Origin of the sequence: Hymenobacter endophyticus (assembly GCF_032464715.1) — a bacterium.
Classification (GTDB): Bacteria; Bacteroidota; Bacteroidia; order Cytophagales; family Hymenobacteraceae; genus Hymenobacter; species Hymenobacter endophyticus.
Window position 1 is genome coordinate 194,214 of record NZ_JAWDJT010000003.1, and the last position, 23,310, is coordinate 217,523.

Consider the following 23,310-nt stretch of genomic DNA (forward strand, 5'->3'; position numbering starts at 1 on the left):
AATTGATAATACCTGTACTGAGTAAATAGAGAATATAACTTTTCAACTACACAGATTACTATTTGCCTGTAAAGAGCTGCTGCGTAACATCTTTTTGACTCATATAATAGGTACCCTATAAAGGCAGGCGCCGCTTTCCGTGCATGGAAAGCGGCGCCTGCCTTTATAGGGTACCTCAACTAGCCCAAACCTCCCTCAGTAGTGTTTAACGGAATTGGCGCGGCATCTAACTGCTTATCATCACGCAGCAGGCTGAGTTGAGAAGGCGTCAGGATGCGGCTGCATTCCGATTCAAACTGAGTTTCCAATTCAGCCAAGTGGGCATTTCGCTCTGCTAGGTTGTCCTGATACTGCCATTGAATCTCATCGGCACGGCAGAGCTTGATTTTGTTAATAGCCCGCATCTGAATGATTTGTGCTTCGTTCAGGTGGAGTTGGTCACTCATTAAGCGGGTTACCTCTTCTGCCTGAGCCGAAAAGTATTCTGGAGGTCCAGGACGCTCAGCGTGCCGGTCTTTCATTTGGGCCTGAGCCCCAAAACTAAGTCCAATAAGGACTAGGAGGACAAAAAAAGCTTTCATAAACGGTTGGAAAGCAGCAGGTGCGGAAAACAAATAGGTGTAGTTGAGAAGCAAAACCAATTTTACCTAAATAAAATTCCACTGCTCGAGCTACGTATTTATACAAATTAATACTATTTTATTCATAAAAGCAAGTTGCCTCACTAAGTTTTGTTAAACTATTTACAAGTAAAACACTATATATAGCAATGTAGCAAAGTTGAGAAAGCCTAAGGCCGCCCAAACCAAAGATGAAAATTTGGTGCAGGCGGCCTTGGGGGTAGTAGGCACTACTCCAGTCCGGTCAGCGGCTTATGGTCGGGGCTCTTGTAGTATTGCATGGCAATCAGCGAGATGATGACCCCCGACATAGCACCTTGCAGAATAATGGCTAAGAAGGCAATGGTGACGGACAGATCAAATCCGAACAAGTCTTGGGCCCGGATGCCGTCCATGATGTGGCGGTTCAGCACGCCTGCGTACACGATGAAGAAGAGGCCAAAGACAATAGCGGCCACAGCCCCAGTGATAATACCGGTGCCAAACCCGTGCAGGTAAGGCATGCGCCCGTGCCGGGAGTTCTTGTAGTTCACAATGGCCATGCAGATGCCAACTGCGAGAATAATACCGTTTAAAAAGCTCAGCTCAATCCGTTCAGCCAACCCGAAGAGGGAGGCTATCAGAAAGTACAGGATAATACCCCCGGCCGTGAACAGACCGTAGCGGACACCGTTGGTTTCGGGCGTAATGTGAGTAGTTGCCATACAAAAAGGAGAAGGGTTGTGATGAAAGAGAAACCAGGGTGAGACTCGGGCCGGAACCAAGTGGAGCTGCTGGACTGTTTCTTGGGGTCTGCTAACTGCCGCACTTTTCCCGACCTGACTTCTACCCTTGCTTCTATACCAGCTTGAGGGCGAACCGGTTGTGAAATCAGCCGTTTTTTTTCGGGTACTGGCCTCCTATTCCGGTTGGGCAGACCATTTTGCGTACTTTTGCGGCTGGTTAGCTTTTGGCTGCCCTTTTCAAAGATTTTTGGCCTTACTTTTTATATGATCAGCACCTCCAACGTAAGTCTGCGCTACGGTAAGCGCGTTCTGTTTGAAGACGTTACCATCAAATTCATGCCCGGCAACGTGTACGGCCTCATTGGAGCCAACGGGGCCGGCAAATCCACGTTTCTCAAGATCCTGTCGGGCGAGATTGAGCCTAACACCGGCTCGGTGGACATGCCTAAGGGCGCCCGCCTCTCGGTGCTGAAGCAGGATCAGTTTGCGGCCGATGCCTTCCCGGTACTCCAAACCGTAATTATGGGCCACACGCGCCTGTGGAAGGTAATGGAGGAGAAAGATGCCCTCTACGCCAAAGCCGATTTCTCGGATGCCGACGGGGAGCGGGCTGCGGAGCTGGAAGGTGAGTTTGCTGATCTGGAGGGCTGGAACGCTGAGTACGAAGCCGCCGAACTGCTTTCCGGCCTGGGCATCGGCGAAGACAAGCACCAAACCTTGATGGCCGATTTGGGCACTTCCGATAAGGTGCGCGTACTGCTAGCTCAAGCTCTGTTCGGTAACCCCGATGTACTGCTGCTGGACGAACCGACCAACGGCTTGGATGCGGAAACGGTATTGTGGCTGGAAAACTTCCTCGACTCCTTCCAGAACACGGTGATTGTAGTAAGCCACGACCGTCACTTTCTCGATGCGGTGTGTAACTACATGGCCGACCTCGACTTCTCAAAAATCACCATGTACCCCGGCAACTACTCGTTCTGGTACGAGAGCAGCCAGTTGGCCCTGCGCCAGCGCCAGGAGGTAAACAAGAAAACGGAGGACAAGCGCAAAGAGCTGGAAGAATTCGTGCGCCGCTTCTCGGCCAACGCCTCCAAATCCAAGCAGGCCACTTCCCGCCAGAAACTGCTGCAAAAGCTGACCTTGGAGGAAATTAAGCCCAGCTCTCGCAAGTACCCGTACATTGCTTTCAAACCGGAGCGGGAAGCTGGCAACCAGCTGCTCACGGTGGAGAACCTCAGCAAATCGGTTGATGGGCAGGTGGTTTTTCGCAATGTGTCCTTCTCCCTGGATAAAAAGGACAAGGTGGCCATCATCAGCCGCGACGACCGGGCGGCATCCCTCCTGTTTGACGTCCTGTTTGAGCAGATTAAAGCTGATACCGGTGACTTCAAATGGGGTACCACTATCACGCCCAGCTACTTCCCCAAGGAAAACACCGAGTTCTTCGATACCAACCTGAACCTGGTGGATTGGCTGCGCCAGTACAGCACCGAAAAAGACGAATCGTTTATCCGGGGCTTTCTGGGCCGGATGCTGTTCTCGGGTGAGGAGTCGCAGAAGAAGTCGAACGTGCTGAGCGGGGGCGAGAAGGTGCGCTGCATGCTCTCCAAGATGATGATGGAAGGTGGCAACGTGCTGGTACTCGACGACCCGACGAACCACCTGGACCTGGAAAGCATTACGGCGCTGGATAACTCCCTGCGGGATTTCAACGGCACGCTGCTATTTGCCTCCCACGATTTGCAGGTAATCCAGTCGGTGGCCAACCGCATCATCGAGCTTACTCCCGACGGTATTATTGACCGCCGCATGAGCTATGAGGAGTACCTGGCCGATGAAAACATCCGGGCTCAGCGTCAGCGCATGTATCAGTTGGTATCGTAATTACGTTACTGCAGGCATTATGAAACGACTCTTTTTTCTGATGCTGATGGGTGGGGCCGGCCTGGTTGGGCTGGCCCCTACCGTTTCGGCTCAAACCACGGATACCACCCGCTCGGTAAAGCCGCAGTTAAATACTGCCCCGCCCGGCACGGCCCCCACGCCCCGCCCCCAGCAGCCAGTGTATCAGCCGGCCCCTGCGCCCACAGTTCCAACTGCGCCCGACCCCAACGTACCGGCCTCCAACATGCCCTACGACCCAAACCGACCGTCGGGGCTGAGTTTGCCAGAACGGCCGGGCGTGGCGGCCCCGCCGCCGCCATTGCGGAAGTATTTCCTGTACACCAATTTCGGGTTGGGCTTCAGCAGCTACGGCGGCTACAGCCAATTTAGCGGCAGCATTGCTCCTGCCATCGGCTACCGGTTTACGGAGAAGTTTGCAGCGGGTCCGGGTATTTCCTACGCTTATAACAGCTACTCTGCCCGGGGCTTCCAGAGCATCAAAACCAACAGCTTGGGCTTAAAAGCTTTCGCGCAGTACATCGTGTACAAGCAGTTTTTTCTGCATGCCGAATACGAGGTAACCAAAGCAGAAGTACTGTTCCAAGACCCGAGCACCGGCTACCTCTACCCCGGCAAGCTTACGGTGCGCACGCCCCTGGCCGGGGCTGGCTACCGCAACCGTTTCAGTGACCGGGCCGCCGCCGACATTGTAGTGCTCTACAACTTCAACGACGGCATCAACGACATCTACGGGCAGCCCGTTATTCGCTTTAGCTTCCTGTTTGATCTTAAGTAGATATCCGTTTAACGGTAGGATATTACACAAAAAGCCCCGCTCATGTCATGAGAGGGGCTTTTTGTGTTTTTTGGATTTTGATTTCCACCTACTAGCGTGGAAATGGCGCCAGCTATACTACCCGGCCGCCGCGAATCACGCGCAGCAGAATGGCGATAATAGCAATTACCAGCAAAATGTGAATCAGGTTGTTGCCCTGCATGCCGGCACCCATTACACCAAAGTAGCCCAGGGCCCAGATGATGATCAGAATTACGGCGATGATATACAGTAGATTACCCATGATGGTGAGGAGAGAGTTGGTGAAAAGGGAGAGAAATGAATCGATTTCCGAGCGAACTGGGTGAACTGGATTCGGAAGCCGATCTGCGGTTTTGTACGCGGCACTTCCGGCAAAAGGTTTAAAAACCCATTAGCTTTTTTTCGTACTGACCCAAATTAGTTGCGCTAAAGCCGCTTTACGGGCTGCAAATGGTGTTTTCAGTATTTAAAAAAAACTATACACCACCACGCTACTACATGCCAGCCGGCCGCTTGGGCAGGCCGAGTTTCGGCGTAGCTTTGCAGCCACCCAGGCCTGAAGTGCAGGTCTTTTCCCACCCTTTTGTTTTCTGCATATGCACCACGTAGCTGTTATCGGCTCGGGCACTATGGGCAATGGTATTGCCCACGTGTTTGCCCAACACGGATTTTCAGTCTCCCTGATTGACGTTAACCAAGCAGCCCTGGATAAGGGCATGGCCACCATCAACAAAAACCTGGACCGGCAGGTAAGCAAAGGCAGCCTTTCAGCGGAAGACAAAACGGCAACGCTGGGCCGCTTGGTTTCCTTTACCAGCATTGCCGAGGGCGTGCGCAATGCCGAGCTAGTGGTGGAAGCCGCCACCGAGAATGTGGAGCTTAAGCTGAACATCTTCCGGGAGCTGGACCAGCACGCGCCCGCCTCGGCTATTCTGGCCTCTAACACCTCTTCTATTTCCATCACCAAAATTGCGGCCGTTACCAAGCGTCCTTCTCAGGTAATTGGTATGCACTTTATGAACCCGGTTCCGGTGATGAAGCTGGTGGAGGTCATCCGGGGCTACGCTACTTCCGACGAGGTAACGGCGCAGGTAATGGAACTATCGCGGCGGTTGGGCAAAACACCCACCGAGGTCAACGACTACCCCGGTTTTGTGGCCAACCGCATCCTCATGCCCATGATTAATGAGGCCATCTATTCGCTGTTTGAGGGCGTGGCCGGCGTAGAGGAAATTGACACCGTGATGAAGCTGGGCATGGCCCACCCGATGGGGCCCCTGCAGCTGGCCGATTTCATTGGATTGGATGTGTGTCTGGCTATCCTGCGGGTGCTGCACGAGGGCCTGGGCAACCCCAAATACGCTCCCTGCCCTTTGCTGGTGAACATGGTAACGGCCGGCCGCCTAGGCGTGAAGTCGGGCGAAGGGTTCTATACCTGGAGCCACGGCACCAAAGAGCTAGTAGTAGCTGAGCGCTTTACGAAATAATTTTTTTCCTGCAGCGGCCCTTTCATTCAGGCCCTCCGGTTCAGGACCAGGCACCTAGCTACGCGGGGTACTGGGCCTAAGCCGGAGGGCCTGTATTGTTGAGCGTTTGGGTTAAACCTTTTTCACCGTAAAAGCCTTATACCCGTATGCTACGAGCTATTACAACGGTGTTAGTGAGTGTGGGCCTGCTCACAGCGGCCTTCGCCCAAAAACCCTCTCCCTCCACCTCTACCAAGAAATCAACTCGAATGGAACAGGCAACATTTGGCGCCGGCTGCTTCTGGTGCGTCGAAGCCGTTTTTCAGGACCTTAAAGGCGTCGAAAAAGTAGTGTCTGGCTACATGGGCGGCCGCATTGCCAACCCCACCTACAAGGAAGTGTGCAGTGGCCTCACGGGCCACGCCGAGGTAGCCCAGATTACTTACGACCCCAGCGTTATCAGCTTCGCGGAGCTGCTGGAGGTATTCTGGAAAACCCACGACCCGACTACTCTCAACCGCCAGGGAGCCGACGCCGGCACCCAGTACCGCTCGGCCGTATTTTATCACAACGAGGAGCAACACCGCCTCGCGGCCGAGTATAAGCAGAAGCTCGATGCGGCTCACGCCTTCCCCAATCCTATCGTGACGGAAATTGTACCGGCCGTGACGTTCTACGCCGCCGAGGACTACCACCAGAACTACTACAATCAGAACGGGCAGCAGCCTTACTGCCAGTTTGTGGTAAAGCCGAAAGTGGATAAAGTACGGCAGGTTTTCGCCGACAAACTGAAAACTGAAAAGGCTTCAGTGCGCTAAAAACCGGCGCGTACCAATCAATAAAAAAGGGCTCTGCTATTCGCAGAGCCCTTTTTTATTGATTGGTTCCGTTGCTTTTACTGCTGCTCTACCAAATCAATCTGGAAGGGGCCATTTTCCCGGCCCAGGGCATAGAACATAGCTACCTGGTTCATGAGGGTGCGGGCGTAGAGGTCGAGGGCGCGGGTTTCCAGAATCTGGTTGTTCTTCACAATAATGAAGCTCACCAGCTCCCCGGGGTAAGCGCCGTCCTCTCCTAAGGGTGGAATAGCCTCGAAGGGTGAGAAGTTCTTTACCGGCAGAAACTCGCTTTTGGGCAGTTCCATCAGAGTCTTTTCGCCGTATGGAACAAAGCCTTTCAGATGAGAGTAGCGGTAGTTGGGGTTCCAGACCCAGCTACCGTTGAAAATGTAGTATTCATCAGTGCCCAGACGCAGAAAGTCGCGCAACGACACGTTTACCGCAATCCGCCAGTTGGTCCGTTCCTCCAGGCTCTGCTTGATGATAGCCAAGCGCGTGGGGTCGGGCGTATCGGTCAGGGGCTGGGTAAGGCGGGCCTGGGCTACCAACTCGCAGCCGGCGTAGAGGTTGAGCAGCTGCTGGCGCCAGGCGTTCTGGGCCCCTAGCTGATAGGCATCGGCGCGGCTGAATTCGAAGAAGTTGTGCGTATACGGCCCCGCAATGGCTACTCCGTCGCGGCCATTGGGCTCGGCCCACTCCACCAGAAAGCAGGGCCGGGCGCGGCCATCTACCCAGGGCAGTTCCCGGTTAAAGGCCACCCGGGTTTGGATGGCTTCGGGGTCAAGGCCCAGCTCCTGGGCAACGTAGTCGCGCACTTCCTCGCGGGCCTGAGCGGCCGAAACAACAGATTTGTGGGTACTCATCAAGCAAAAAGAAAGAATAGTCCGGCAGCCCGGCAGGGAATTATACAGGTGAGGGCCGCAGCCTACAATGTTAGCAGATTTGCCTGGGCGTTCCTACGAATATAGTTGGTTTTGCCCCTCGCTCCTGCCAATTTAGCGGCCAGCGCGTACACAAAGCGGCCCTGCCAGCTACCTACTGAGCCGACAGGGCCACTCATTACAAAGGCAACCTAATATGATTACACTGCCACGTTATGCTCGCGCAGGGCGTCGTTGAGGGACGTTTTGAGGTCGGTGCTGGGTTTGCGCTGCCCAATGATGAGGGCGCAGGGCACGTGGTACTCGCCGGCGGGGAACTGCTTGGGCAAGGAACCCGGAATCACTACTGAGCGGGCCGGCACGTAGCCGCGGTACTCTTTGGGCTCGGGGCCGGTCACATCAATGATGCGGGTGCTGCCCGTGATGGTAACGCCCGCCCCAATAACGGCCTCTTTCCCCACAAAGCAACCTTCTACCAGAATACTACGGGAACCCACAAAAGCTCCATCTTCTACGATAACCGGGGCGGCCTGCACCGGCTCCAGTACGCCGCCAATACCCACGCCCCCGCTCAGGTGCACGCCGGCCCCAATTTGAGCGCATGAGCCCACGGTAGCCCAGGTGTCCACCATAGTACCCTCGCCTACCCAGGCACCGATGTTCACGTAGCTGGGCATCATGATAACGCCGGGGGCCAGGTAGGCCCCGTAACGGGCAACGGCCGGGGGCACCACGCGCACGCCCTGCTGCTCATAGTTGCTTTTGAGCTTCATCTTGTCGCGGAACTCAAAGGGGCCCACTTCAATGGTTGCCATCTGGCGGATGGGGAAGTACAGGATGACGGCCTTCTTCACCCAGTCGTTCACCTGCCAATCGGCGCCTTCGGTGGCACCGGGCTGGGCCACGCGCAAACGACCTTTGTCGAGCTCTTCAATAACGTGCTGGATGGCCTCGGTGGTGGCGGGTTGTTGCAGCAGGCTCCGGTCGTTCCAGGCCGCTTCAATCAGGGTTTGTAATTCAGACATGCAAATGAGTTATCGGGTGTCAGGTACTGGTTGTCCGCTACGGGTAGCCCCGGTTCAGTTCACACTGACACCTGACCACCGGAACCAGACAACGCAAGCGGCGCAAAAGTACCATCTTCGCGTCCAATATGCTGCCGCCCCTTACCATTTTACTGGCCTCCGTACTCAAGCCCCTGGATGATACCCGGATGCTGGGGAAGTTTGGGCGCACTCTGGCCGGGGGGCGGCCTACGCAGGTGCACGTGGCCGGACGTTGGGCGCCGCGCCCGGCCCAACTGCCGCCCAACCTGTACACGCACGCCTTACTCCACGGCTCCCGCCTGAGCCTGGCCCGGCTGCTGGCTCAGGGGCGCTACTGGCAACTGCTGCGCCGGCTCCGGCCCCAGGTAGTGGTGGTACACGCCCCCGAGCTACTGCCGCTAACGGTGCTCTGGCAGCTTTGGAGCCCTGGCTGCCGCTTCGTGTATGATGTGCGGGAAAACTATGCGCTTAATATTCAGACCCAGGCCGTGTACCCGGCCTGGGCCAGAGGGCTGCTGGCCGGGCTGGTGCGCCACCTCGAAAGCCAGGCTGCCCGCCGGGCGTCGGCCGTTCTGCTGGCGGAACGCAGCTACGCCGAGGAGCTGCCTTTTGCCGCCAAGGTTCGCACCCTGATCCTCGAGAACAAGTACCAGCCCTATGATGGCGCGCCGCCCCCGTACCCGCGCCGCCTACCAGCTGTTTCGGAGCCGCTGCGGCTGCTGTATTCCGGTACCATTTCGGAGCTGAACGGCGTGTGGGAGGCTATTCGGTTTGCGTTGCATTTGCGGGAGGCTTGGCCCCAGGCTCACCTGACCATTATTGGAGCATGTCAGCAGCCGGGCCTGCTGGCGCGCCTGCAAGCCGCCGTGGAGGCCGCCCCCCAGGCCCTCACGCTACGCGGCGGCCCCGAGCTGGTGCCGCACGCTGAAGTGGTGGCAGAAATCCGGCGGAGCCATGTGGGGCTGCTGCCCTACCGGCCTCATCCCAGCACGGCCCGGTGCGTGCCCACGAAGCTGTTCGAATATCAGGCCAATGCCTTACCCGTAGTGCTACCACCCAATCCGCTGTGGGTGCCGCTGGTAACCGACGCCGAAGCTGGCATCGTCTTCGACTTTCAGCAAAGCGACTATCCTTCCGCACCGGGGCTGGCCTGGCAGTTGCAGAATGCGCTTTTCTACTCCGCTGGGCCACCTTCGGGTGCCCTGTGGAGCAGCGAAGCAGGAAAGTTGCTCCACCTTATGGATTCTATTGGGTAACTACCGACCTTTGCGGCCCGTTTACGGAGCAGGGCACCGATTTTTTCTACCTTCGGCTCTCCCATTCAGTAACTGCCCTGCCCGTAAATTCCCCTACTCATGAGCAACTCTCTCCGACACTCTGAAATTGCCGGCGTTGGCCATTATGTGCCCGACCGAGTGGTAACTAACGCCGACCTAACTCACCTCATTGATACCACCGACGAGTGGATTCAGGAACGCACCGGCATCCGGGAGCGGCGCTGGTTTGAGGAAGGCAAGGATACCACCGCCAACATGGCCGCCAATGCCTCCCGCAAAGCCTTGGAAATGGCGGGCCTCACGCCCAACGATGTGCAGATGATTGTGTTTGCCACGTTGTCGCCTGATTATTTCTTTCCGGGCTCCGGGGTATTGCTCCAGCGCGAATTAGGCATTGCCGCTCCTATTCCGGCCTTTGATGTCCGCAACCAGTGCTCCGGCTTCGTATACGCCCTAAGCATGGCTGATCAGTTCATCAAGACCGGCATGTATGATACGGTACTGGTGGTGGGCTCTGAAATTCACTCCTCGGGCCTCGATATCAGCACCCGGGGACGGGCCGTATCGGTCATTTTTGGGGATGGTGCCGGCGCGGTAGTGCTGCGGCCCAGCACTCAGGAAGGACACGGCATCCTGAGCACCCACCTGCACTCCCAAGGTGAGCACGCCGAGGAGCTGATTGTGAAAGAGCCCGGCTCCAACCGCAACAACCGGGTAGACTATGTGGTCGAGAACCACCTAGACATGTATCCTTACATGAACGGCCAGAACGTGTTCAAGCACGCAGTAGTACGCTTCCCCCAGGTTATCAAGGAGGCCCTCGACCAAAACGGCTACCAGCCCCAGGACATCGACATGCTGATTCCGCACCAGGCCAACCTGCGCATTACGCAGTACGTGCAGCAGAAAATGGGCTTGCCGGATGAGAAGATCTTCAGCAATATTCAGCGCTATGGTAACACAACGGCGGCTTCCGTACCCATCGCCCTAAGCGAAGCCGTGCAGGAAGGCCGCATCAAGCGTGGCGACTTGGTGTGCCTGGCGGCCTTCGGCTCTGGCTTCACCTGGGCTTCCGCCTTGATTAAGTGGTAGGCACTGGTCAATTAAAAATTGAGAATTAAAAATGGGGTGACTAACCGGGCCATATCGTCCGCGTTGGCCACCTCAATTTTTAATTCTTAATTCGTAATTCTTAATTCAACCCAATGCCTAGCTACACCGAGGAAAACTACCTGAAAGCCGTTTACAAGCTGGCCGAGGCCCAACCCGGCACCGAGGTCAGTACCAACAGTGTGGCCGATGAACTGCAGACCCGTCCTGCCTCGGTTACTGACATGCTGCGCCGCCTGGGTGAAAAAGGCCTGCTGCACTACACCCGCTACCGGGGCGTTACGCTCACCCAGGAAGGCCGACGGCTGGCGCTGCTCACCATCCGCAAGCACCGGCTGTGGGAGGTATTCCTGGTGCAGCACCTAGGCTTCAACTGGGACGAGGTGCACGATGTGGCCGAGCAGATGGAGCACATCGACTCTGACCTATTGGTACGCCGCCTCGATGAGTTTCTGGGCTTTCCCCAACTCGACCCCCACGGTGACCCTATCCCGACGGCCGACGGTGTGCTGCACCGCCCCCAGCACCGCCTGCTTTCCGACCTGCGCCCGGGTGAGCAAGGCCGGGTAATTGCCGTTAAAAATACTTCCGCTTCCTTCCTGCAATACTTGGATAAAGTGGGGGTAAATTTGGGCACTGACATTGAAGTAGTAGATAAAGTTACATTTGATAATTCGTTAGAAATCAGAATAAACAACGAGATTAAATACCTGGTTTCTGCTGAGGTAAGCCGCAACTTATTGGTTACCGATTAGGCAGATAGCTTCTATTGTTTCAGGTAAGACAGGGAGGCGGGAGTTACACCTCCGGAGGCCCAGCCAGCATCCTCGTCTTGGCCGGGCAGGCGGTTGGCGCAATGAGCCCTGGCACCGCCTGCCCGGATAGCGCTACCTTTGCGCCTGCATCATTTCCTTCGTGCTGTGGCCCTAGCTCTTCCCGTTTCCCTCACCGATACCATCATTGCCTTGTCCACGCCGCCCGGCGCCGGGGCCATTGCCCTTATCCGCCTCTCCGGCCCCGATGCCGTGCGGCTCACTGATGAAGTATTTGCCGGCAAACGCCTGCGCGACCAGCCCGGCCACACCCTGCACTACGGTACCGTGCGCGACGGAGCGCGAATTCTGGATGAGGTGGTGGTATCGCTGTTTCGGGGGCCGCACTCCTATACCCGCGAGGACGTGGTCGAAATCAGTACTCATGGCTCCGACTACATCGTGCAGGAAGTAATGGCGCTACTGACCCGGCGGGGGGCCCGTTTGGCGGAGGCCGGCGAGTTTACCAAGCGCGCTTTTCTGCACGGAGCCTTCGATCTGGCCCAGGCCGAGGCCGTAGCCGACCTGATTGCCGCCGATTCGGCCCTCTCGCACCAAGTAGCTTTGCAACAGATGCGCGGCGGCTTTTCTCAGGAACTGAAAGACCTCCGGGGTCGGCTGGTGCAGTTTGCCGCGCTGTTGGAGCTGGAGCTGGATTTTGGAGAAGAAGACGTGGAGTTTGCTGACCGCACCGGGTTGGTACAGCTTCTGCAAGAAGTACAGCAGCTGGTGCGCCGTCTGCTGCGCTCCTTTGAGTTGGGCAACGTCATCAAAAACGGCGTCACTACCGTTATTGCTGGCCGCCCCAACGCCGGCAAAAGCACTCTGCTCAACGCTCTGCTCAACGAGGAGCGCGCCATCGTATCGGAGGTGGCTGGCACCACTCGCGACCTGATTGAGGACGAAGTCAGCATCGACGGTATCCGGTTCCGGTTTGTGGACACAGCCGGGCTGCGTGATACCACTGACGTGGTAGAGTCCATTGGGGTTGAGCGCACCCGCAAGCGGGTTCAGCAAGCCGCTTTAGTTGTATATCTATTTGATATCACGGCAACTACTCCCGCTCAGCTTGAAGCAGAGGTTCAAGCTCTGGCTTTGCCCGCTGGTACACCCGTACTAGCCGTGGGCAACAAGCTCGATGTAGCCTCCGACCCTGAACTGTTGGCTTTCCAGCACTACCCCGACACGGTGTTGATTGCCGCCTCCCGTGGTGACGGACTGGATGAGTTGCGCGAAACCCTGCTGGCCAAAGTGCGCGGTGAAGGCTTGGACCGAACCGGGGCCAGTACCATCGTAACCAACCTGCGCCATGCCCAAAGCCTGGAGCAGGCCGCTCAGCATCTCGATGCCGTGCTAACGGGCCTGAGCATAGGCGCGGGCACCGAGTTACTGGCTGCCGACCTGCGCCACGCCCTGGCAGCGCTGGGTCAGATAACCGGCGAAATCAGCAACGACGACCTGCTCACCAGCATCTTCACACAATTCTGCATTGGCAAATAAATCCGCTTGGCCTCCTGGCATCGTTACCGGTACAAATAATCGGCACTGTCGAGGAAAAACCTTGCCCGATATGCCAAACTTTTAAGCGGGGGGCCCTTTCTTTGCGCTTTCCCCATCTCAAACAACAACCTGGGCCAAGTTGTAGTATAGGCATCAAACTCTCACGGGGTTTCCGGCTGTCCGGTTATTCTTTAGTTTCGCCCTACAACCCACCCTTCACTCCACATTTATGGCAGAATCTGCTGAACTGATCCTCGACGGGAAATCCTTCTCTCTTCCCGTCATTGAAGGCACCGAGCACGAAAAAGCCTTTGACATTGGCAAGCTGCGCGACCAGTCCGGTTACGTGACCCTCGACTCGGGCTACAAGAACACCGGCGCCACCAAGAGCGCCATCACGTTCCTGGACGGCGAGGAAGGCATTCTGCGCTACCGTGGTTATCCGATTGAGCAGCTGGCGGAGAAATCGAGCTTCCTGGAAGTGGCCTACCTGCTGATTTATGGCAAGCTGCCCACCGAGGCGGAGCTGAAGGACTTCTCGGGCCAAATCACCAAGCACACGCTGGTACACGAGGACATGCGGAAGATTTTCGACGGGTTCCCGTCGGCTACTCATCCCATGGCCATCCTATCCTCGCTGATTTGCGCCTTGACTGGCTTCTACCCCCAGAGCGTGTCGCCGGATCTGAGCCCCGAGGAAATGGAGTTGAACATCATTCGTCTGCTGGCGAAGATGCCTACCATTGCGGCCTGGACCTACAAAAACAACATGGGTCACCCGCTAAACTACCCGCGCAATGACCTCGACTACTGCGCCAATTTCCTGTACATGATGTTCAGCTTCCCTACGGAGAAGTACGACATCGACCCAGTGGTAGTAAGCGCCCTCAACAAGCTGCTTATCCTGCACGCCGACCACGAGCAGAACTGCTCGACCTCCACGGTTCGTTTGGTGGGCTCGGCCAACGCCAGCCTGTACGGCTCGGTATCGGCCGGTATCAACGCCCTGTGGGGCCCGCTGCACGGCGGTGCCAACCAAGAGGTGGTAGAAATGCTGGAGGCCATTGAGCAGGACGGCGGCGACACCAGCAAGTTCATTGCCAAGGCCAAGGATAAGAATGACTCCTTCCGCCTCATGGGCTTCGGCCACCGCGTGTACAAAAACTTCGACCCCCGCGCCAAAATCATTAAGAAGGCTGCCGACGAAGTGCTAACCGCCCTCGGCTTGCAGGATAGCCCCTTGTTGAAGATTGCCCAGGAGCTGGAGCAGGCTGCCCTGACCGATGAGTATTTCATCCAGCGCAAGCTCTACCCCAACGTTGACTTCTACTCCGGCATCATCTACAAAGCCCTGGGCATCCCAACCGAGATGTTCACGGTGATGTTCGCCCTGGGCCGCCTGCCCGGCTGGATTGCCCAGTGGAAGGAGATGCGCGAGAACAAGGAGCCCATCGGCCGCCCCCGCCAGATCTACACCGGCGAAACGGAACGTGACTACGTAAGCATCGACGCCCGCGCTTAGTCAAACACCAGGTATAGAACTAAAAAAGGCCCGCATCAGCGGGCCTTTTTTAGTTCTATATATGCTTGAAAATACAGATACTAAACACCTGTAAATCAACGCATATTGACAGCAGTGAAGTTAGATTTCATTTCATCATACGCTACCATTTGCTTGGGACGCAGAATGTTGGCCAGGTCCCACTCGTAGCGAAGCTGGGTTTCAGCCACAGCTTCATCCAGCTTGGTAGTGTCGTTGGAAAGCTGGCGGCGCAACTCAGCCATTTCAGTCAACAGACGCATGTTTAGGGCCCGAACCTTCACATATTGTCCTTCAGTGAGCTTAGTTTGCTCGGCCATACGCCGGGTCATTTCCGTTGCCCGGACAGCCGTTTTAGTAGTTCCGTCACCGGCCGCAGCGGGCTGGATATAACCAGCGGTGAATAAGGCAAGGCATACAATGGAGGCGAATACTTTTTTCATGGTGGTGGTTTGATGGAAAGAAGAAAAAATATAACTGGATCGAGTAATTGAAGATAGTAGTATTTAGCAATAAACCAACATAGACTTGACAATTAAAGGATTACCGTAAAGCCCCGATCTGCTTTGCATAGACCGGGGCTTTGTGTTAGGGCGCTACGTTCAGCGCCGTACGGCTGGCGCGGTTCTGCTGGTAGAGGGCCAGCTGAGCCGGCTGGAGCAGAGACGACAGTTGATACTCATAGTGCTGCTGGGCATCCGCAATAGCGCGGTTTTGCAAATCAGCATCATGCGTGAACACAGCCTTGGCGGCAAGCATTTCCTGCAACAAGCGTAGGTTCAGGGCTTTCACCTGCACGTACTGCCCCTCATTTAGATGAACCTGCTCGGCCAAGGAGCGCGTCATTGCAGATGCGCGGAGCTGCAAATCCCGGTTGCCATTGCCGGGCGCGGCCAACAACCGGTGCGAGGCCAACGTGAGAACTGCCAGAAGCAAAGGAATCGTTAGCTTTTTCATGGGTTGAAAAGTGGAGTGATGGGAAAAAGGAGCAAGTGCTAGTGTTGGCCCAAAGCCGTCATGTTGGCCCTGTTTTGCTGGAACAGCGCCAGCTGAGTGGGCCGAAGTAAGGCGGTCAGGTTGTTTTCGTATTGTGCCTGTGCCTGCGCCAGACGTTGATCCAACAAGGTAGGATCGGCAACAAAACGGGCTTTCAATTCTTCAATTTCAGTGAGCATCCGCAGATTCAGCTGCTTTACCCGCACAATCTGCCCCTCATCTAAATGGGCTTTATCGGCAATGGAACGCGTGAGGGCAGTAGCCCGGGCCTGCAGGCCGGTGCCCTCGCTTCGTTCATCGGCTTGGCTTACGCCCTGCAGAACAAGTAGCAGGGCGACGAGAAGAGTAATTTTTTTCATGGTGGAGGAATATGAGGTGTACAGTTAAAGCAGTTGAAAAGCATCCTATCCGTCCACTTTCGCAAGCTCCAATTGAACTCGTTCTGCTGGACTTTCCTACCCGGTAGGGGAGGTGGGAATGACCAAACATAATCTAGTTAATTTAATAATACAAAGATTTTATATAAATTTTTTGATTTATTTTTAACAAACCGTGTTTACAACATTCTGAAGCACAATTACTTATATTTTGACACTGGCAGAAAATGTCCAAAAAAAGCCCCACTCGCACAGTGCGAGTGGGGCGAACAAGACGAAGGCCAAGCAAAAAATCAGAGGATTCGTAGCTCGATGCGCCGGTTCTGCTGCCGGTGCTCATCGGTGTCGTTCGGGTGAATAGATTTGGCTTCACCATAGCCTCTGTAACGCAGGCGCTGAGCCTTTACTCCCTGACTCAGCAGGTAGGTGTACACTGACTTCGCCCGGTTTTGGGAAAGTCCCAGGTTGTCGTCATCGGAGCCCACATCATCGGTATGGCCGGAAATTTCCACCTGCACATCAGGGTACTGCTTCATGAAGGCCACCAAACGGTTTAGCTCCGTACGTGACTTGGGCTTGAGGGCAAACTCCTTACTGTCAAAAAACAGATTATTGAGTACAATGCTGCGGCCGGAGCGCACGGGCTCCAAGTAAATATCCAGCGTGAGGGGGTCGAAGCGGCGTTTGTCGCTGTAGTCGAAGCTCAGACTACGCATCAAGTACTTGTCGGCGGCGGCGTACATGGCATATTGCCGCCCTTCGTTCAGGACCACCGTATACTCACCGTTTTCGGCATCGGAGCCCACGTACTGCACCAACTCATCGGTATTGAGGTCGTAGAGCTGCACATCGGCTTTGATGGGCTTCTTAGTGAAGGCATCGTACACGCGGCCCTGGGTATAGGTGCTGGTTTCGCGGGCGCGCACCTCTTTGGGCACTTCAAAGCCAAACAGCTCCACTGGCCGGTCCCGCTCCTGCTTAACGCCGGCCACGGTGGCCTTGGAGCGGGAGCACAACCCGCGGCGGTTATCGGAGGTGATATAGATAGACGCCTCGTTCTCGTACGTGTTCAGCGGATAACCCAGGTTTTGCGGAATACTCCATTTGTCGGCGGCCAACTGCTCGCAGCGGTACACGTCCAGCCCACCCATACCCACCAAGCCATCCGTCACGTAATAGAGCGTGCTACCGCTGGCGTGCACGAACGGGGCCATATCCTTGCCGGAAGTATTGACGGGGCTGCCCAGGTTGCGGGCGGGCGTCCAGTTGCCATCCGTTCCCAAAGTGGTCATGTAGATATCCTCCTGGCCCTTGCCGCCACGGCGGGTGCTGGTGAAATACAGGGTGCGGCCATCAGCCGAAAGGGAAGGCTGGGAATCCCACTCCGGCGAGTTCACGTTGCGGCCCAGGTTCTGGGGTTTGCTCCATACGTTGCCGGTCCGGCGCGAAATGTATAGGTCGCAATTGCCCACCGAGCTGGGCCGGTCGCAGGAGGCAAATACCAGCGTTTTGCCGTCGCCGGAAATTGCACCGGCGCCCTCGTTATAGGAGGTATTGATAGCAGGTGAAATAGATACCGGCTCTCCCATCGTGCCATCCGCATTCTGACGACTCACAAATAAATCCTCCCCGCTTTCCGCCGTGGGCCGGCCGGTGAACAGCATGAAGCGGCTGTCGGCGGTAAGCACCGGGAAGTACTGAAACCGGAAGGTATTGAGTGGCTGGGGCAGAGGGGCGGGCTGTATCCCAATTGGTGCAGCTATAGCCTTCTGAGCAAAGTCGCAGTTGAGCAACTGCCGCTGGGCCCGGGGCGTATTCCGCTGCGTTTTAGCGGCCGTTTTCAGGTACTTCCGGTAGCTGTCAGCGGCCGTTTGGTACTCGCCGAACGTCATAGCCAACTCCCCGAGCGTAAAATAGTCGTTGGAGCGGGTGGCATCCACTGGCAGCTTGGTTAGCCCGTCGCGGTAAGCTTCAAACGCCTGCTGGTTTTCGCCCATAGCTTTCAGCAGGGACCCTTTCAGCACGTACGGCTCCCCCAGCGAGGGAAACTTCTGGTTGAGCTGGCTCAGCGTTTCGATGGCCTTTTCAAAGTCCCGGCTTTTGGCCTGGTCTTGGGCTTTCTCCCACAGGTTGCGGGCTTTGGTGTTGGTAGAACTGAGCTTGGCCTGAGCCACTGCCGAGAGTGGCAGCAACCCGCCCGCGGTAAGAAGCAGTACAACCGGAACAACTAGCGAACGGCGCATAGGGAAGAAGTGGGGCGCTAGGGAATATCGAGAAACTTGTGCGTTTGCAACGAAACCTGCCACTGCGGGTTGTTTTTTACATACTCCACTAGCAACGGCATCATGTCAGGAGCCTTGCTCCATTCAGGCTGCAGGTAGAGGCGGCAGGCTGGCCCGACCAGGGCGGCGTGCTGCTCGGCCCAGGCAAAGTCGCTCTTGTTGAAAATGATAATCTTCAACTCGTGGGCGGCGGCCAGCACAGAGGGCAGTGGAGCTTTAAACTTTTTCGGCGACACGCAAATCCAGTCCCAGGTACCACTTAGAGGGTAGGCGCCGCTGGTTTCTATCCAGGTCTGGCAGCCCGCATGGTGTAAGGCGGCCGTCAGGGGGGCCAAATCATGCATAAGCGGCTCACCGCCGGTGATGACCACGTTGCGGCCGGGGTGTTCCGTTACCGCGTCAACCAGGCGCGTCAACGACTGGCGGGGGTGCGCATCTACGGGCCAGGATTCTTTCACATCGCACCAGACGCAGCCCACATCACAGCCACCCAAGCGGATAAAATAAGCCGCCCGGCCGGTGTTGAAGCCTTCGCCCTGAATGGTGTAGAACTGCTCCATCACGGGCAGTTCGGGGGCCGCCGTCCCCTGGGCCGGGGGCGCCGACGTAACAGGTAGTTCGTGCAGCAAAACAGTGTATTCGTGAAAACGGAAAGCCGGGCCACCGGGGGAGTTTTTTGCCTTGACGGCTACCTCCTCTCCTAACGGCCCGACTTTAAAAGTAGTACACTTCCTCGAAAACTAAAAGCCTGAGGCGGTTTTACTTGGATTTTGGAATGAGATATGAGTTGTCCGGTATCAGTTGTCGGTTGCTTGTTGCTGGAACTCAAAAACGAGCAATTGCCAACTGGTAACTCAGTACACCTCCCCTTTGGCAGCGCGTAAGGTATTGAGTAGCAACATGGCAATAGTCATGGGCCCAACGCCACCCGGTACGGGGGTAATGTAGGAGGCCAGCGGGGCTACTTCGGCAAAGTGCACATCACCTTTCAGCGCCCACCCCGATTTTTTGCTGGCATCCTCTACCCGCGTGGTGCCCACGTCAATTACCACGGCCCCAGGCTTCACCATATCAGCCGTTACGAACTCCGGCCGGCCCAGGGCCGCCACCAGGATATCGGCAGTGCGAGTAATATCGGCCAGGTTCTGGGTGCGGGAGTGGCATAAAGTAACCGTGCAGTTGCCGGGCTCTAAGTTCTTAGCCAGCAGAATACTAACCGGCGTACCTACAATATTACTTCGGCCAATTACCACGCAATGCTTACCGTCGGTGGGCAGTTCGTAGCGGCGCAACAGCTCCACAATGCCGGAAGGCGTGGCGGGTAGCAGGGCGGGCAAGCCGGCCACCATCCGCCCAATGTTCATGGGGTGGAAACCATCCACGTCCTTCTCCGGCCGCACGGCCTCAATTACCTTGTTGGTATCAATGTGGCGGGGCAAGGGTAGCTGCACGATGAAGCCATCAACTTCCGGGTCCTCGTTCAACTCGGCCACTTTGGCCAGTAATTCGGCCTCGGTGATGCTGTCTTCGTAACGAAGTAAGGTGCTTTCAAACCCTACCCGCTCGCAGGCCAGCACTTTGTTGCGCACGTAGGTTTCGGAGCCCCCGTCATGGCCCACGAGGATGGCGGCCAAATGCGGCACCTTCTGGCCGGCGGTCTTGCGCTGGGCCACCTCAGCGGCAATTTCTTCTTTGATAGCCTCGGCGGTTTGCTTGCCGTCGATGAGGCGGTAGGTGGTGGCGTCGGGGGCAGTGGTCATGGTAGAAAAGTTAGACTGAGTCCTGAGGTTTTTCGGGGGTTTGCTGGTGTTGATGGGCCGCAATGGCGGCAGTACCAGCGGCCTGCAAAGCAGATTCCATGGCGGGCCAATCGTCGCGCCACCGGAACTTACGCTCCTGTCCTTTGATGATCTTATCCAGCTGTTCCTGGCTTGTACAGTTCTTGAGAAGGGTGTCAGACATGTTCTTGAAGTAGTTTATCAGTACACGCCGTGTCAAGAAGTGTATGAGGTTGGAGAAGTTAGAGATGTATAAAACAAAAAACGCGGCCCGTTTAGGGGCCGCGTTTCAGTGCGTTAATCGATTTTGAGAACAGCCAGGAAGGCCTCTTGCGGAATTTCCACGGAGCCTACTTGGCGCATCCGCTTCTTACCCTCTTTCTGCTTTTCCAGCAGCTTCCGCTTGCGCGAAATGTCGCCGCCGTAGCACTTGGCAATTACGTTTTTGCGCAGAGCCTTGACGGTTTCACGGGCAATGATTTTCTGCCCGATGGAGGCCTGAATAGCAATTTCGAACTGCTGGCGGGGCAGTAGCTCCCGGAGCTTTTCGCAGAGGCGGCGGCCCCAGTCGTAGCTCTTGCTGCGGTGCACAATGGCCGACAGCGCATCCACCTTCTCTCCGTTCAGCATCACATCCAGCTTCACCATGTCTGATTCACGGAAGCCGATCAGCTCATAGTCCAGCGAAGCATAGCCGCGGCTGATGGTTTTGAGCTTGTCAAAGAAGTCGAACACAATTTCCGACAGCGGCAGCTCAAACGACAACTCTACCCGCTCGGAAGTGAGGTAGCTCTGGCCCTTGATGATGCCGCGCTTTTCCATGCACAGCGTAATAATGGGCCCCACGTAATCGGCTGCCGTGATGATCTGGGCTTTAATGTAGGGCTCCTCGATGTGCTTGATCATGTTCGGCTCGGGCATTTCGCTCGGGGCGTTGATGGTCAGCAGCTGGTCTTTGGTACCAGTGGCGTGGAACTGCACCGAGGGTACGGTGGTAATTACCGTCATGTTGAACTCCCGCTCCAGGCGCTCCTGCACAATTTCCATGTGCAGCATACCCAGGAAGCCGCAGCGGAAACCAAAGCCCAGCGCCACCGAAGTTTCGGGCTCCCACACCAGGGAGGCGTCGTTCAACTGCAGCTTTTCCATACAGGATCGAAGCTCCTCATACTCAGTGGTATCTACCGGATAAATACCAGCGAATACCATGGGCTTCACATCCTCAAAACCCTGGATAGCCTCGGCCGTGGGCCGGGCTACGTGGGTGATGGTGTCGCCTACTTTTACTTCCCGGGCTTCCTTGATGCCCGAAATCAGGTAGCCCACGTTGCCGGCCGATACTTCCTGCCGGGGCTCTTGGTTGAGGCCGAGGATACCAATTTCGTCGGCACCATACTCCTTGCCGGTAGCCATGAACCGGAGCTTGTCGCCCTTACGCATGGTACCGTTCTTGATGCGGAACAGTACCTCAATGCCCCGGTAAGAGTTGAACACCGAATCGAAAATGAGGGCTTGCAACGGCGCCGCCGGGTCGCCCTGGGGGGCCGGAATCCGCTCACAGATGGCATTCAGAATGTTCTCAATGCCGATACCGGCCTTACCGGAAGCATGGATGATTTCGTCCCGGTCGCAGCCGATGAGGTCCACAATTTCGTCCGACACCTCCTCCGGCATGGAGTGGGGCAGGTCGATTTTGTTGAGAACCGGAATGATGGTCAGGTCGGAGCCAATGGCCAGGTAGAGGTTGGAAATCGTCTGGGCCTCAATACCCTGGCTGGAGTCCACAATCAGCAGCGCGCCCTCGCAGGCGGCAATGGAACGGGATACTTCGTAGCTAAAATCGACGTGGCCGGGCGTATCAATCAGGTTGAGCGTGTACTGCTCGCCCTTGTACTGATACTGCATCTGGATGGCGTGGCTTTTGATGGTAATGCCCCGCTCCCGCTCCAGATCCATATTATCGAGCAGCTGAGCTTGCATATCGCGCTTGGCCACGGTGCTGGTAAATTCCAGGAGGCGGTCGGCCAGGGTGCTCTTCCCGTGGTCAATGTGGGCGATGATGCAGAAATTGCGGATGTTCTTCACTAGAGGCGGTTTTTTCCAGAAGCGAAGGTACGGCAAAGGGCTTATAAAAGCTAATATGCGCCCCTACAGCCCCGTTCAGGCGGCCGGTTGGTAGCTGACAGTAGAATAGTAAATTGGGGAACTACCACAGCTGCCACTACAACGGTCGGGCTACCCTTATGGGACGGTCCGGCCGTCGTGGTGGCAGCTGTGGTACACTTGCTGTACCGTATTGCAGAATGACGTATTGAATTATGGGCCAGTAGGAAATACCATCCTCCATCCCTTCAAGGGGTTAGGCCCGCACCTTGCCTGCCACCCGAGGTAAATCCGCCTTACTTTCCCCGGCACCGCCCTATCTTCGGATGGTTATCCGCACTGTTTCTACTCCACCCATGGTTCGTTGGCTGTTTGTTAGCCTGTTGTTAAGTATTGCCCCGGCTGCCCTCCTGGCTCAGGCGCTTGTTCTGGAAGGCCAGGTGCGCAATGCCCGCACCGGGGAGCCAGTGCCGTTTGCCACGCTGGGCGTGGTGGGCCGCAACATCGGTACCGTGGCCGATGAGCAGGGCCAGTACACCCTGCGCTTCCCGGGCACCCCTACCGATACGCTCATTATTACCAGCGTAGGCTTTTTGCGCACGGCCGTAGCCCCGGCCGCCCTCCTGGCCGGACAGCGGGCCTTTGTGCTTACCCCGCAGGAACAGGCTCTGCCCGATGTAGTGGTGGAACGAAAACCGGTGCACCCGGCCCTGCTGGGCCGGAATAAGCCAACCGGCGACGTACTCTGGACGGCCGGCTCCAGCGGCAAGGAAACCGTGGATGATGAGTGGGGCTGGGAATTGGGCACCGTACTCACCCCCAAACGCCCGGCCTACCTGGATGCTTTTCACGTGTACCTGGCCACCAACACCTACCAGCAGCTTCGGTTTCGCCTGAATCTGTATACCCTGGAGCAGGGCCGGCCGGGCCGGGCTCTCCTCTCCCAGGATGTGCAACTGACCTGCACTGACAAACAGCGCGGCTGGGTGAACGTGGACCTGAGCAGTTACGGCATCAAGCTGGAAGCCCAGCCAGTGGTGGCCACTATTCAGTGGCTGCAAAGCGAGAAAACCGAGCCCTGGGACAAGTACTTTTCCATCCCGGTAACGCGCCAGAACAAGCACCAGATGGTGGAGCGCGAGAACAGCCAGGCCATCTGGACAATCAGCGCCATGCAGCCCAGTCTATACTTCTCGGTGCTGGAAGAAGTGGAAAAGAAATAGTTCACCCAAGCTACTGCAACATATACCACAG

23 protein-coding genes are annotated in these 23,310 nt (G+C 56.4%); 10 read left to right on the top strand and 13 right to left on the bottom strand.

Annotated features, from left to right (window positions below; all coding sequences use genetic code 11):
- Nucleotides 1–179 precede the first annotated feature (179 nt).
- Nucleotides 180–614: a hypothetical protein gene (locus tag ROI90_RS07240; RefSeq protein WP_315997663.1), complete on the bottom strand. Its 435-nt coding sequence runs from the start codon at nt 612–614 to the stop codon at nt 180–182.
- Nucleotides 615–850: 236 nt separating this feature from the next.
- On the bottom strand, nt 851–1,324 hold the full coding sequence (locus ROI90_RS07245; protein ID WP_315997664.1) for a DUF4199 domain-containing protein: 474 nt from the start codon (nt 1,322–1,324) through the stop codon (nt 851–853).
- A 285-nt stretch (nt 1,325–1,609) separates the two neighbouring features.
- Between ROI90_RS07245 and ROI90_RS07250 the strand changes: the two genes are divergently transcribed.
- Complete coding sequence (locus tag ROI90_RS07250) at nt 1,610–3,232, top strand: ABC-F family ATP-binding cassette domain-containing protein (RefSeq protein WP_315997665.1); 1,623 nt, start codon at nt 1,610–1,612, stop codon at nt 3,230–3,232.
- A gap of 19 nt (nt 3,233–3,251) precedes the next feature.
- Nucleotides 3,252–4,028 (top strand): hypothetical protein, encoded by a 777-nt coding sequence (locus ROI90_RS07255; RefSeq protein WP_315997666.1) that lies wholly within the window; start codon nt 3,252–3,254, stop codon nt 4,026–4,028.
- Nucleotides 4,029–4,140: 112 nt separating this feature from the next.
- On the opposite strand, the gene ROI90_RS07260 is transcribed toward ROI90_RS07255, so the two are convergent.
- Nucleotides 4,141–4,311 (bottom strand): lmo0937 family membrane protein, encoded by a 171-nt coding sequence (locus ROI90_RS07260; protein WP_315997667.1) that lies wholly within the window; start codon nt 4,309–4,311, stop codon nt 4,141–4,143.
- A 334-nt stretch (nt 4,312–4,645) separates the two neighbouring features.
- Here ROI90_RS07260 and ROI90_RS07265 point away from each other — a divergent pair, with 334 nt between their 5' ends.
- Complete coding sequence (locus ROI90_RS07265; RefSeq protein WP_315997668.1) at nt 4,646–5,536, top strand: 3-hydroxyacyl-CoA dehydrogenase family protein; 891 nt, start codon at nt 4,646–4,648, stop codon at nt 5,534–5,536.
- Between the two features lie 248 nt (nt 5,537–5,784).
- A complete protein-coding gene (gene msrA / locus ROI90_RS07270; protein WP_315997833.1) occupies nt 5,785–6,333 on the top strand; it encodes a peptide-methionine (S)-S-oxide reductase MsrA in 549 nt (182 codons plus the stop codon).
- Between the two features lie 77 nt (nt 6,334–6,410).
- Here msrA and ROI90_RS07275 read toward each other — a convergent pair whose 3' ends face one another.
- Together ROI90_RS07275 and ROI90_RS07280 are read right to left on the bottom strand one after the other, a co-directional pair.
- Nucleotides 6,411–7,217 (bottom strand): hypothetical protein, encoded by an 807-nt coding sequence (locus ROI90_RS07275; protein WP_315997669.1) that lies wholly within the window; start codon nt 7,215–7,217, stop codon nt 6,411–6,413.
- Between the two features lie 218 nt (nt 7,218–7,435).
- Nucleotides 7,436–8,260: a 2,3,4,5-tetrahydropyridine-2,6-dicarboxylate N-succinyltransferase gene (locus ROI90_RS07280; protein WP_315997670.1), complete on the bottom strand. Its 825-nt coding sequence runs from the start codon at nt 8,258–8,260 to the stop codon at nt 7,436–7,438.
- 128 nt (nt 8,261–8,388) lie between these two features.
- On the opposite strand from ROI90_RS07280, the gene ROI90_RS07285 reads away from it, so the two are divergent.
- From ROI90_RS07285 to ROI90_RS07305, 5 genes are all read left to right on the top strand, one after another.
- The gene (locus ROI90_RS07285; RefSeq protein ID WP_315997671.1) at nt 8,389–9,537 is read left to right on the top strand and encodes a glycosyltransferase family protein; all 1,149 of its coding nucleotides are present in this window, start codon (nt 8,389–8,391) and stop codon (nt 9,535–9,537) included.
- Nucleotides 9,538–9,636: 99 nt separating this feature from the next.
- On the top strand, nt 9,637–10,650 hold the full coding sequence (locus ROI90_RS07290; protein WP_315997672.1) for a 3-oxoacyl-ACP synthase III family protein: 1,014 nt from the start codon (nt 9,637–9,639) through the stop codon (nt 10,648–10,650).
- Between the two features lie 113 nt (nt 10,651–10,763).
- The gene (locus ROI90_RS07295; protein ID WP_315997673.1) at nt 10,764–11,423 is read left to right on the top strand and encodes a metal-dependent transcriptional regulator; all 660 of its coding nucleotides are present in this window, start codon (nt 10,764–10,766) and stop codon (nt 11,421–11,423) included.
- A 165-nt stretch (nt 11,424–11,588) separates the two neighbouring features.
- A complete protein-coding gene (gene mnmE, locus ROI90_RS07300) occupies nt 11,589–12,980 on the top strand; it encodes a tRNA uridine-5-carboxymethylaminomethyl(34) synthesis GTPase MnmE (RefSeq protein WP_315997674.1) in 1,392 nt (463 codons plus the stop codon).
- Between the two features lie 229 nt (nt 12,981–13,209).
- On the top strand, nt 13,210–14,502 hold the full coding sequence (locus tag ROI90_RS07305; RefSeq protein WP_315997675.1) for a citrate synthase: 1,293 nt from the start codon (nt 13,210–13,212) through the stop codon (nt 14,500–14,502).
- Nucleotides 14,503–14,597: 95 nt separating this feature from the next.
- Here the strand turns inward: ROI90_RS07305 and ROI90_RS07310 are convergent, their stop codons facing one another.
- The 8 genes from ROI90_RS07310 to lepA form a co-directional block, all read right to left on the bottom strand.
- Nucleotides 14,598–14,963: a hypothetical protein gene (locus tag ROI90_RS07310; protein WP_315997676.1), complete on the bottom strand. Its 366-nt coding sequence runs from the start codon at nt 14,961–14,963 to the stop codon at nt 14,598–14,600.
- Between the two features lie 145 nt (nt 14,964–15,108).
- Nucleotides 15,109–15,477 (bottom strand): hypothetical protein, encoded by a 369-nt coding sequence (locus ROI90_RS07315; RefSeq protein WP_315997677.1) that lies wholly within the window; start codon nt 15,475–15,477, stop codon nt 15,109–15,111.
- Nucleotides 15,478–15,515: 38 nt separating this feature from the next.
- Entirely contained in the window at nt 15,516–15,875 is a 360-nt protein-coding gene (locus tag ROI90_RS07320) for a hypothetical protein (protein ID WP_315997678.1), read from the bottom strand.
- Nucleotides 15,876–16,186: 311 nt separating this feature from the next.
- Nucleotides 16,187–18,136 (bottom strand): OmpA family protein, encoded by a 1,950-nt coding sequence (locus ROI90_RS07325; protein ID WP_315997679.1) that lies wholly within the window; start codon nt 18,134–18,136, stop codon nt 16,187–16,189.
- Between the two features lie 17 nt (nt 18,137–18,153).
- On the bottom strand, nt 18,154–18,735 hold the full coding sequence (locus ROI90_RS07330; protein WP_315997834.1) for a 7-carboxy-7-deazaguanine synthase QueE: 582 nt from the start codon (nt 18,733–18,735) through the stop codon (nt 18,154–18,156).
- A 294-nt stretch (nt 18,736–19,029) separates the two neighbouring features.
- Nucleotides 19,030–19,935 carry a bifunctional 5,10-methylenetetrahydrofolate dehydrogenase/5,10-methenyltetrahydrofolate cyclohydrolase gene (locus ROI90_RS07335; RefSeq protein WP_315997680.1) on the bottom strand — a complete coding sequence of 302 codons (906 nt, stop codon included), beginning with the start codon at nt 19,933–19,935 and terminating at the stop codon, nt 19,030–19,032.
- Between the two features lie 10 nt (nt 19,936–19,945).
- Nucleotides 19,946–20,137 (bottom strand): hypothetical protein, encoded by a 192-nt coding sequence (locus tag ROI90_RS07340; protein ID WP_315997681.1) that lies wholly within the window; start codon nt 20,135–20,137, stop codon nt 19,946–19,948.
- Nucleotides 20,138–20,250: 113 nt separating this feature from the next.
- Complete coding sequence (gene lepA / locus ROI90_RS07345; protein WP_315997682.1) at nt 20,251–22,038, bottom strand: translation elongation factor 4; 1,788 nt, start codon at nt 22,036–22,038, stop codon at nt 20,251–20,253.
- Between the two features lie 374 nt (nt 22,039–22,412).
- On the opposite strand from lepA, the gene ROI90_RS07350 reads away from it, so the two are divergent.
- On the top strand, nt 22,413–23,279 hold the full coding sequence (locus ROI90_RS07350; RefSeq protein WP_315997683.1) for a carboxypeptidase-like regulatory domain-containing protein: 867 nt from the start codon (nt 22,413–22,415) through the stop codon (nt 23,277–23,279).
- Nucleotides 23,280–23,310 lie beyond the last annotated feature (31 nt).

Excerpts from the sequence above, each read along its gene's own strand:
- ROI90_RS07245 (WP_315997664.1), bottom strand. The coding sequence starts at position 1,324 with ATGGCAACTACTCACATTACGCCCGAAACCAACGGTGTCCGCTACGGT.
- ROI90_RS07315 (WP_315997677.1), bottom strand. The coding sequence starts at position 15,477 with ATGAAAAAGCTAACGATTCCTTTGCTTCTGGCAGTTCTCACGTTGGCC.
- ROI90_RS07285 (WP_315997671.1), top strand. The coding sequence starts at position 8,389 with ATGCTGCCGCCCCTTACCATTTTACTGGCCTCCGTACTCAAGCCCCTG.
- ROI90_RS07255 (WP_315997666.1), top strand. The coding sequence starts at position 3,252 with ATGAAACGACTCTTTTTTCTGATGCTGATGGGTGGGGCCGGCCTGGTT.
- ROI90_RS07250 (WP_315997665.1), top strand. The coding sequence starts at position 1,610 with ATGATCAGCACCTCCAACGTAAGTCTGCGCTACGGTAAGCGCGTTCTG.
- msrA (WP_315997833.1), top strand. The coding sequence starts at position 5,785 with ATGGAACAGGCAACATTTGGCGCCGGCTGCTTCTGGTGCGTCGAAGCC.
- ROI90_RS07305 (WP_315997675.1), top strand. The coding sequence starts at position 13,210 with ATGGCAGAATCTGCTGAACTGATCCTCGACGGGAAATCCTTCTCTCTT.
- ROI90_RS07290 (WP_315997672.1), top strand. The coding sequence starts at position 9,637 with ATGAGCAACTCTCTCCGACACTCTGAAATTGCCGGCGTTGGCCATTAT.
- ROI90_RS07310 (WP_315997676.1), bottom strand. The coding sequence starts at position 14,963 with ATGAAAAAAGTATTCGCCTCCATTGTATGCCTTGCCTTATTCACCGCT.
- ROI90_RS07265 (WP_315997668.1), top strand. The coding sequence starts at position 4,646 with ATGCACCACGTAGCTGTTATCGGCTCGGGCACTATGGGCAATGGTATT.
- ROI90_RS07330 (WP_315997834.1), bottom strand. The coding sequence starts at position 18,735 with ATGGAGCAGTTCTACACCATTCAGGGCGAAGGCTTCAACACCGGCCGG.
- ROI90_RS07280 (WP_315997670.1), bottom strand. The coding sequence starts at position 8,260 with ATGTCTGAATTACAAACCCTGATTGAAGCGGCCTGGAACGACCGGAGC.
- ROI90_RS07335 (WP_315997680.1), bottom strand. The coding sequence starts at position 19,935 with ATGACCACTGCCCCCGACGCCACCACCTACCGCCTCATCGACGGCAAG.
- ROI90_RS07350 (WP_315997683.1), top strand. The coding sequence starts at position 22,413 with ATGGTTCGTTGGCTGTTTGTTAGCCTGTTGTTAAGTATTGCCCCGGCT.
- ROI90_RS07340 (WP_315997681.1), bottom strand. The coding sequence starts at position 20,137 with ATGTCTGACACCCTTCTCAAGAACTGTACAAGCCAGGAACAGCTGGAT.
- ROI90_RS07295 (WP_315997673.1), top strand. The coding sequence starts at position 10,764 with ATGCCTAGCTACACCGAGGAAAACTACCTGAAAGCCGTTTACAAGCTG.
- ROI90_RS07325 (WP_315997679.1), bottom strand. The coding sequence starts at position 18,136 with ATGCGCCGTTCGCTAGTTGTTCCGGTTGTACTGCTTCTTACCGCGGGC.
- ROI90_RS07260 (WP_315997667.1), bottom strand. The coding sequence starts at position 4,311 with ATGGGTAATCTACTGTATATCATCGCCGTAATTCTGATCATCATCTGG.
- ROI90_RS07275 (WP_315997669.1), bottom strand. The coding sequence starts at position 7,217 with ATGAGTACCCACAAATCTGTTGTTTCGGCCGCTCAGGCCCGCGAGGAA.
- ROI90_RS07320 (WP_315997678.1), bottom strand. The coding sequence starts at position 15,875 with ATGAAAAAAATTACTCTTCTCGTCGCCCTGCTACTTGTTCTGCAGGGC.